10 protein-coding genes are annotated in these 9,094 nt (G+C 45.5%); 8 read left to right on the plus strand and 2 right to left on the minus strand.

What is annotated here, in order from left to right; genetic code table 11:
• The 7 genes from F8N00_RS13355 to F8N00_RS13385 form a co-directional block, all read left to right on the plus strand.
• A partial coding sequence (locus F8N00_RS13355) for an AMP-binding protein (protein WP_421018377.1) occupies positions 1–1,373 on the plus strand: 1,373 nt, incomplete at its 5' end.
• 66 nt (positions 1,374–1,439) lie between these two features.
• A complete protein-coding gene (mgsA, locus tag F8N00_RS13360) occupies positions 1,440–1,874 on the plus strand; it encodes a methylglyoxal synthase (RefSeq protein ID WP_023467379.1) in 435 nt (144 codons plus the stop codon).
• Between the two features lie 96 nt (positions 1,875–1,970).
• Positions 1,971–2,126 (plus strand): hypothetical protein, encoded by a 156-nt coding sequence (locus F8N00_RS13365; RefSeq protein ID WP_421018378.1) that lies wholly within the window; start codon positions 1,971–1,973, stop codon positions 2,124–2,126.
• A 134-nt stretch (positions 2,127–2,260) separates the two neighbouring features.
• Positions 2,261–2,923: a response regulator transcription factor gene (locus F8N00_RS13370; protein WP_023467381.1), complete on the plus strand. Its 663-nt coding sequence runs from the start codon at positions 2,261–2,263 to the stop codon at positions 2,921–2,923.
• Positions 2,920–4,314: a HAMP domain-containing sensor histidine kinase gene (locus tag F8N00_RS13375; RefSeq protein ID WP_023467382.1), complete on the plus strand. Its 1,395-nt coding sequence runs from the start codon at positions 2,920–2,922 to the stop codon at positions 4,312–4,314. Before F8N00_RS13370 ends, F8N00_RS13375 begins: the two co-directional genes overlap by 4 nt.
• A gap of 110 nt (positions 4,315–4,424) precedes the next feature.
• Positions 4,425–4,898: a competence protein ComK gene (locus F8N00_RS13380; RefSeq protein WP_035398461.1), complete on the plus strand. Its 474-nt coding sequence runs from the start codon at positions 4,425–4,427 to the stop codon at positions 4,896–4,898.
• Between the two features lie 97 nt (positions 4,899–4,995).
• A complete protein-coding gene (locus F8N00_RS13385; protein WP_421018379.1) occupies positions 4,996–5,403 on the plus strand; it encodes a hypothetical protein in 408 nt (135 codons plus the stop codon).
• Between the two features lie 42 nt (positions 5,404–5,445).
• On the opposite strand, the gene F8N00_RS13390 is transcribed toward F8N00_RS13385, so the two are convergent.
• A complete protein-coding gene (locus F8N00_RS13390) occupies positions 5,446–5,787 on the minus strand; it encodes a hypothetical protein (protein WP_023467386.1) in 342 nt (113 codons plus the stop codon).
• 60 nt (positions 5,788–5,847) lie between these two features.
• On the minus strand, positions 5,848–6,225 hold the full coding sequence (locus F8N00_RS13395) for a truncated hemoglobin (protein WP_035398458.1): 378 nt from the start codon (positions 6,223–6,225) through the stop codon (positions 5,848–5,850).
• 137 nt (positions 6,226–6,362) lie between these two features.
• Here F8N00_RS13395 and F8N00_RS13400 point away from each other — a divergent pair.
• On the plus strand, positions 6,363–9,094 hold a 2,732-nt coding region (locus tag F8N00_RS13400), incomplete at its 3' end, for a PD-(D/E)XK nuclease family protein (RefSeq protein WP_421018380.1).

A 9,094-nucleotide genomic window follows, 5' to 3' on the forward strand; every position in this document is an offset into this window, starting at 1 on the left:
TGGGCTCGGAGATGTGTATAAGAGACAGATATTACGCCATCATGAAACAAGGGGCAATCGCGATTCCAATCAACCCTACATACACACCGGATGAAATCGGGTATATCCTGATGAACGGTGATGTGAAGGGGATTTTAGGGATTGCACCGCTCGTCGAAGCTGCAAAAGATCGTCTCGTGCATTTACCGAATCTTAAGATTGTCGTCTCTGTTCCTTACGCGGATCAAGAAGGACCAAACGAAACACATCAACAAGTGACGTTCATCACGCTCGATCGCTGGCTCGAAATCGAACATCCCTTGACCGAAGTGACGAATGAACTGGACGACATCGCTGTCATTCTCTATACGAGTGGAACGACAGGAAAACCAAAAGGTGCGATGTTATCCCACCGTAATCTGACGTCGAATGCGCGCTCGATTGGAGATTATCTACATGTATCCAGTAACGACCGGACACTTGCCGTATTACCGATGTTCCATGTCTTTTGTTTGACGGTCGTCGTCAATGCGTCACTCGCACATGGAGCGTCAATCATCATTGCTTCACGTTTTTCACCACAAGAGACGTTTGAGTTAGCGAAAAAAGAACAGGTGACGATTTTTGCGGGTGTACCGACGATGTATAATTTTTTACTGCAAACCGTGAAGGCTCATCCGGAATATGCGACCTATTTTGAATCAACACGTTTGTTCGTCTCAGGGGGAGCGAGTCTTCCAGTGCCGCTTCTTGAAGCATTTGATCGAACATTCCAATGTCATATCCTCGAAGGATATGGTTTATCGGAAGCATCACCCGTCACTTGTTTCAATCCGGTCAATGGTGTTCAAAAACCAGGCTCGATTGGAACATCGATCGTCGATGTCGAAAACAAAGTCGTCGATGAACTCGGACAAGAATTACCAGATGGTCAAGTCGGAGAATTGATCGTTCGGGGACCAAACGTCATGACCGGTTATTACAAGATGCCGGAAGAGTCGCAAGCGACGTTACGCGATGGCTGGTTATATACGGGTGATCTGGCTCGTCGAGATGAAGACGGGTATTTCTATATCGTCGATCGCAAAAAAGATATGATCATCGTCGGTGGGTACAACGTCTACCCGCGTGAAGTCGAAGAAGTCCTCTATCAGCATCCGAACGTCATCGAAGCCGCCGTCATCGGTATACCGGATGAGGAGATGGGCGAAGCCGTCAAAGCATTCGTTGTTGCTCGTGAGACGATGACGGAAGAGGAAACGCAGGCATTCTGTGCTACATCACTCGCGAAATATAAATGTCCGACACAGATTGAGTTCATCGATCAATTACCTCGTAATACGACCGGAAAGATTTTACGGACCGTGTTGAAGAAACAACCGACGAATTCATGACTGTCTCAAGAACTTCAGGTTTCTGAAGTTCTTTTTCTGTGCATAGACAAGAAGGAGGGGATACGAATGAATATCGCATTGATTGCACATGATGAGAAAAAGGATGAGATGATGGGCTTTACACGGGCTTACGCCGCATTCTTTAAGAAAAATACATTATACGCGACAGGAACGACCGGGCAACGGATCATGGAAGCAACCGATCTGCACGTCCATCGCTGTAAGTCAGGTCCACTCGGTGGGGATCAGGAAATCGGAGCGCTGGTAGCACAAGGAAAAATCGATATCGTGATTTTTTTACGCGATCCACTGACGGCCCAACCGCATGAGCCGGACGTCTCGGCACTCATTCGATTATGTGACGTATACGATTTGCCGCTTGCGACGAATGTCGGAACTGCTGAAATTTTAATTAATGGACTCGAACAAGGACAATTTGATTGGAAGGAAATCATTCGAAAACGCCATGAACTGGAACAACAAAAGTTTTTAGACGATTAATTTCATGAGAACGCTTCTCATTTTCGTTTGAGCATGATATAGTCAGTTTGAGGATGATACTGATTATCAATTGCGATGGAAAAGGTGGCGAAGAAAATGGAGATTCTATTAATGACGGGTGTAACGGTATTGCTAGGAGGCGGCGTTGGATTTTTGATGCACGTCGTAAAAATGGAACGTCGTCAACAGGCAACACCTGTGACTTCAAAGAACGAGCAAGTAGCGTATCCAGCGCTCCGTCTCGTCAAATAATAGAAAATTTATGACTTCGCCTTTCTTTTCTTTTGAAAAGAAAGGTTTTTTTGAATTATTATCCACTCTCCCATAATTTTGCGGAATTCCTTTGATACACTGAAACAAAGCACATTAGTCGAGGAGTGAGAGCCATGCATACAATCTATTTAGTTGATGATGAAGTGAACTTGAACCGTGTACTCGTGAAATATTTGGAGCAAGAAGGATGGCAAGTGAAATCATTTACGTCTGGTGAGGCAGCGGCCTCTGCCATCGTTGAAAAGCCTGACTTATGGATTTTAGACATCATGCTACCGGATATGGATGGTTTTCAATTGATTAAACGGATCAAGGCACATGATGAGACGACACCTGTCATCTTCATCTCGGCTCGGGATGAGGACATCGATAAAATCATTGGTCTTGAGATGGGATCAGACGATTACATCGCAAAACCATTCCTTCCGCGAGAACTCGTCATCCGCGTCAAAAAGATTTTGGCACGAACGTATGCGACACCAAAGAGTGGTGTCATCCAATACGGCGATTATATGATTTATCCAGAGAAACGAATCATCGAAGAGAATGGTCAAGAAATCGATTTGACGTCGAAAGAGTACGATTTGTTGATTTTATTCGCTACACAAATTGGGACGCCGATGTCACGCGAGCAGATTCTTGTCAGCGTCTGGGGTGACGATTATTTCGGTTCAGACCGAGTCGTCGATGATCTCGTTCGTCGCGTCCGTAAAAAATTATCGAAGCTTGAGCTCGAAACGATTTACGGCATCGGTTATCGCTTGGTGTCTGCATGAAAAACCGCAGTCTCGGATTCCAGATTTGGGCGATGTTTCTGCTCGTCATCGTCACGCTTTCTGCGGTCATTCTCCTGGTCATCCGTTCATCGATTGGAAATTTCATCGATGAACAGGTCTATGCGACACTTGAGAATAGTGAAGTCTTCTTCTCGAAAGATGCTTCTGTCATCGAGATGTTACAGGATAATCCGATCGAATTCGACCGCCGAAAACAGGAGTCTCGTTCTGTTAACATCTTACTCCTTTCTAAAAACGGCAAACTCTACTACGGTGGAGCGCCACAACAACTGATCAATCAGATGTACCGTGATGCAATTGATCAAAAGACCGTTACAGCAAAGTATACAACTCGTCTTGATAAAGAAGACGTCTATTACAGTATTCGAAAAATCGAGGTTAGCGGCGAAACCTATTATCGTGTCTCTTATGTTTGGGATGCGTATCGGCAAGAACTGATTACACAGTTGTTCTCGAAAATCGGATTCGTCGTCATCATTGGGAGTATCTTTACGTTATTCATTGCCTTTTGGTTAGCGCGACGTTTGACACATCCACTCGTTGAGATCGAGGGAGCGGTTGGGAAAATTGCGGCTCAAAAGTGGGATACACCACTTCCGCTTGACCGTGGGGATGAGATTGGACGACTCGCACGATCGGTCGATGCGATGCGAATGGATCTTGAAAAACAAGATAAGGCACAAAAATCATTACTTCAAAACATCTCCCATGATTTGAAGACGCCGATCATGGTCATCCGAAGTTATGCCCAGTCTATCTCAGACGGGATTTATCCTGATGGTGATTTGACCGGATCCGTATCCGTCATTGATGAAGAAGCGGAACGATTAGAGAAAAAAGTCGCGGCTTTACTCTACGTCACGAAGCTCGACTATTTCGAGCTCGATCGTTCGACGTGGGACAATGTTGACATCGACCGGATGGTGCATCTGTTGAAAAATCGCTTTTCCGGGACGAAGTCACTCGAGTGGCATGTCAGTGGGGAAGCAGGAATCGTTCTTGGTGAAGGAGAGCAGTTGCGTGTTGCGCTCGAAAATGTCATGGACAATGCGATTCGTTATGCCGAAACACGAATCGATATCCGATTGTCCGGAACATCGGATCATGTTCATATTGAAATCGAAAATGATGGACCACCGCTTGACGCCTCCTCACCACTGTTCCATCAATTCTCACGTGGTAAGGAAGGGAAGTTCGGTTTAGGTCTTTATATTGTCAAACGGATCGTCGAGCGTCATGACGGGACGGTCGCAATCGAGAATCGCTCTGCGGGAAATGGAGTCGGAAAAGTTTGTGTGATTTTTAATTTTCCAAGGCACTTCATCGAACAAATGGAGAATCAAAATGAAAGTAAGACAGAGAAATATTAAAAACGGGATCTTTGGATCTCGTTTTTTTCATTAGGAAATAACTAGCAGGACTAAACAACATAACTGATTATTTGATATAACCAATGTAGTCCAGGAAGGGAGCGAAGAATATGTCATACCCAGTTACGGAAGAAACGTTAGCCTTGATCCCGCAATATGGTCAGTACGGAGAGCCGCAGACACTCGTTATTAAGGAACATTCTGAGAGCATTTTAGATGGTCATCCGATTAAATTAATTGAAGAATCCTGTTTGTATTTTGGTTCGTCGATGCGTGGAAGAATTGAAGCAGCGCGGCATATTCTTGGTCCGAACCGAAAGACACCTGTTTTAGTGGATTGGCAAGCACAGACGATTTTCTTTCCAACGACCGCAAAAGAAAAGGCAGAATGTATTTGGATTAATTTTAAACAGATGAAGACTGTTCAGAAAAAATCGGGAAAAGTACAAGTCGAATTTCAGACCGGGCAATGTATCGATACGGATGCCTCGGCATACAGCATCGAGCGACAACGGATTAAAACGCTGGAACTGGCGTATGAAATGCAACGTCGTTTTCAATTGCCGGAGTTTAAGAATCGGTGAAAAGTGGAAACACATAACAGGAATCTTACTTACGTAAGGAGAAACAGTAGAGAGAGAAATCATAGGGAGGTGAAGCGGTAACTTTTACCGCGACACGATGAATGAATCATACGAATGGTTAAATCGCCGAAAACTACAGCCTGGATTTGGTGCGACTGGAGGCAGACGCTTTATCAGTTCCCGCATCGTACGTCCGGAAAATACACCGGGTAAACGAATCAAAGGAATTAAACGGGCACGACAATTGGTCGTCGATGATGCTGGAAATCGCCGTTGGGTCACGAAACGCATCGTCGTGACGGATGCTGCGAAACACGTCACGATGAACCGTCGGACATCTATCGCCTTGAAGGAGACGAATGAGTCGCGCCTAGAGCAAGTCAAACAAAAACTAGCATCTAACAAAAAGGTCTTATTACCGATCTTAGCGGCAACAGGGATCGCTGTCGCAGGTGGGGTCCTTGCTTACATCCTTCGTCGGAAGAAAAAACAATCTGATCAATAAAAATAAGCCGTTCTCCAATCGGAGGACGGCTTATTTCATGCATTACAAGAATCGTTTTCGTAAAGAAGTCGAGAGTGCTTTTTCTGCGATTTCTTCTAGTTCCGTCAAGTTTGTCGGATCAAAGCTATCATTGTAGAAACGACCTACGAAGTCGACACGGTCGTAATCGAGTTCCTTGAAAATCAAGTGTTTATGGTCGTCATAAAAAACGACACGATAGTAATCAGATCCGCGTTCAAGGGTTACGAGACCTTTGATGTGATCCAATTTTTTTTGTTCTTCGGTTTGCTCTTCCTCGAGCGTGTCATCCTCGTTCGTCGATGCTTCGGCTTGCTCGATCGCATTCTTTACGAGTTCAGGTCGTTGTTCTTGTTCTTCCGTCATGTTTTATCGCCTCCATTTATTATTTTACATGGAAATGGACAGATGAGAAAGAAAAATCCCTCAGTCCATCTGGTGTGCTTCACAAACGCGTAGTACATTCATCGCGCCAATTCGTAATCGATCGAGTAGTTGAAGTCGTGCTTCTTCATTTGGAATTGTATCAAGAGCAGCTACTTCCATCAGTTCCAACCAACGGATGGCATGTTCTTTTTGAATCGGTAATAACCGGTGAATCATCGCTAAACTCGCCGGCGGTTGATCCGGGTCGCGCGGTCCCCCTGTCAATTGGGTCAAGAAGACGAGTTGTGCCTGTTCGACACGTTGTCGATCGTCAGGGAACAACGGTCGCAACAGTGAATCATGGTAGACTTGATGATAGAACGAGCGAACCAAGGATGTGAGTACATGCTCGCCTCCGATGGTTTCGTAAAGTGACAAGGAGCATCACCTGCCTTACATAGGATGTGTCCTGATTATAGCAAATTTATACGTAGAAGACATGCGCCAAAAACAGTACATTTGTTCTTGTTTATGAGATACTAAGAGTAAAGAAAAACGAGGAGGAGGTTTTCTTGATGAACCATATGCATATTGGTCGTGCCGGTAGTGGGAAAACGACACAATTGATCGAGCGCGTCGTACAAGAACTCGAGCAACGACCATTAGGGGAGAAGATGTATTTCATCGTTCCAGATCAGATGTCATTTGAAATGGAGCGGCGGATTGCGACAGATGAACGGATAGCAGGTCTTGTTCGTCTTGAGGTCATGAGTCTACGGCGCTTTGCGTTTCATATTTTACGCGATTACGGGAATCAAGCGATTCCATTTCTTGATGAGACGGGGACACAGCTATTACTGCGACAGGTCGTTGAGGAATCAGAAGACGAACTGAAGATTTTTAAACGAACTAAAAACATGCCAGGATTTTTCCAAGGACTTGATGAGCTCATTGCGTCGTTTAAACGTTCGTTGATTGAGCCAGACATGTTGCGTCAAGTGAGTGATCGCTCTCTCGAACGGTCACCGAAATTAAACGACCTTGCGTTGATTTATGAGCGCTTTACGGAACGAATTGTCGATAAAGCACTCCATGCAGACGATTACTATACGACGTTACTCGAATTACTTCCCAAAGCGCGACTGGATCAAGCGACGATCATCGTCGACGGATTTTATGAATTTTCGCTCCAGGAACAACAAGTTTTACTCGCCTTGATGCAACAAGTGGCTGAAATGCATATTAGTTTTACAATGGACGCAACGGATCCTTATGCGAAACAAACTTCTTTTGGTGTGTCTCAGCGATGCTACATGCAGTTGATCGGTCAAATGCAGGAGCTGTCGATTCCATACGAAGAAATCTTGTATGATCAACCAATCAAGTTTCAATCAGAAGGGCTACGACATTTGGAGCAGGCCTTGTTGAAGCCGGGATATCCTCCTGTCGATCATGACATTGACGGCTTTCAGATGACAGCTGCAGTTAACCGTCAAGTTGAAGCAGAATCAGCCGTGCGGAAAGCGATTCAACTCGTTCGACAAAAAGGGTATCGCTTTCATGAGATGGCATTCGTCGTGCGACATCTTGAGCCGTATGCGGATCACTTGGAACGAGCATTCCACATGTATGATGTTCCATATTTCTTGGATCAACGTGAGTCGATGGTTCATCATCCGCTTGTTGACTTGATTCAATCCGCTTTAGACATCGTGACATCGGGTTATCGGGAAGAAACAGTCTTTCGTTTACTGAAGACGGAGCTCTTGCCGATTCCCGCAGAAGATGCGCGTCTAGCGCTCGATCGTTTCGAGACGTTCGTGCTCGAACGCGGCATCAAAGGATCGATGTGGCAACAACCGTGGCAATTAAAGCGACGCTTAGCAGAGGAAGTTCGCTTAACGGAAGAGGAGCTTGCGCAAGAAGAAGAACTGAACCATTTACGAACATTCGTCGTCGACTTGATTGAACCGTTGCACCGTAGGTTAAAGCAGGCGAAGACGATGAGCGCGTATACGAAAGGTCTTTATCAATTCCTCGAAGAACAAAAAATTGCAGAGTGTTTAATGGAATGGCGTAAGCAGGCACTAGAGCAGGATCAATTACTTGTTGCGCGCGAGCATGATCAAGTATACGAAGCGATACTTCATCTATTCGAGCAGCTAGAAGCTGCTGCACCTGAGCATACTTTATCGACGGAGCTGTTCGTTCAGATGGTCGAGACAGGACTTGAGAGCCTTCGTTTTGCACTTGTTCCGCCATCGCTCGATCAAGTGATCGCGACGGACTATGTCCGTGGACGATTACAACGAGTAAAAGTCGTCTTTTTACTGGGAGCGAATGATGGTCTGATTCCGTTCGTTCAAGATCAATCAAAGTTACTGTCCGAAAATGATCATGACTTTTTACATGAACATGGTATTCCGGTTGGGAAAGCGTCTCTTGATGTGTTTGATGATGAGCTGTTTTACCTGTATCAAGGGATGATGGCTCCAAGTGAAGCCTTGTATGTCAGTTACGCACTTGTCGATGAAGAAGGAAAGGCGCTTCAGCCGGCAGCGATCACAAAACAATTAAAGCGACAACTGTTGCTCGATCGTCCGATCAAAACACACTTTGCAGAAGCTGGGGAACACGCACCGCAAGAACAACTTGATTTTGTGACGAGTCCAGATCGCGCGGCAGCAGCGACAGCGATTGAACTCCGGCGTCTTCAACGACGTTATCCGATTCAGCCGATTTGGTTCGAAGTGTACAACACGCTTCTCGAAAATGGACAGGGGCGTGAACGGATGGGGTTATTCTCGAGTGCCTTGTTCTATCAAAATCAAGCGGAAGCCTTGCCGGAAGGGTTGGCGCATCGTCTATATGGTGATTCACTGCAAGCGAGCGTTTCGCGTTTTGAGACCTATAACGCCTGCTCGTATAAGCATTTTGCCCGATACGGTCTTCGTTTACGCGAGCGGAAGCTGTATAAATTTGAAGCACCAGACATCGGGAATCTGTTCCACGGTGCATTGAATGATCTGTCGCTCAGTATTAAAGCTTCTGGACGACACTGGCGAGAAATCGACGGCGAGACGTGCGGAACACTTGCGAAGGAAGCTGTCGAAAAGGTGACGCCGGAAATTCAGAATGCGATCTTGATGAGTTCGAGTCGATTCGGGTATATCAAGAAAAAATTGACGGATGTCGTGGAGCAAACAGCTAAAATGCTTGTGGAACAAGCAAAACGAACAGATTTTGAACCTGACTTATTTGAAATCAGTTTTGGGAATGCGACGTTCCCACCATTACGCTTTACGTT

The organism is Exiguobacterium sp. A1_3_1, from assembly GCF_048985645.1.
Lineage (GTDB): Bacteria > Bacillota > Bacilli > Exiguobacteriales > Exiguobacteriaceae > Exiguobacterium_A > Exiguobacterium_A indicum.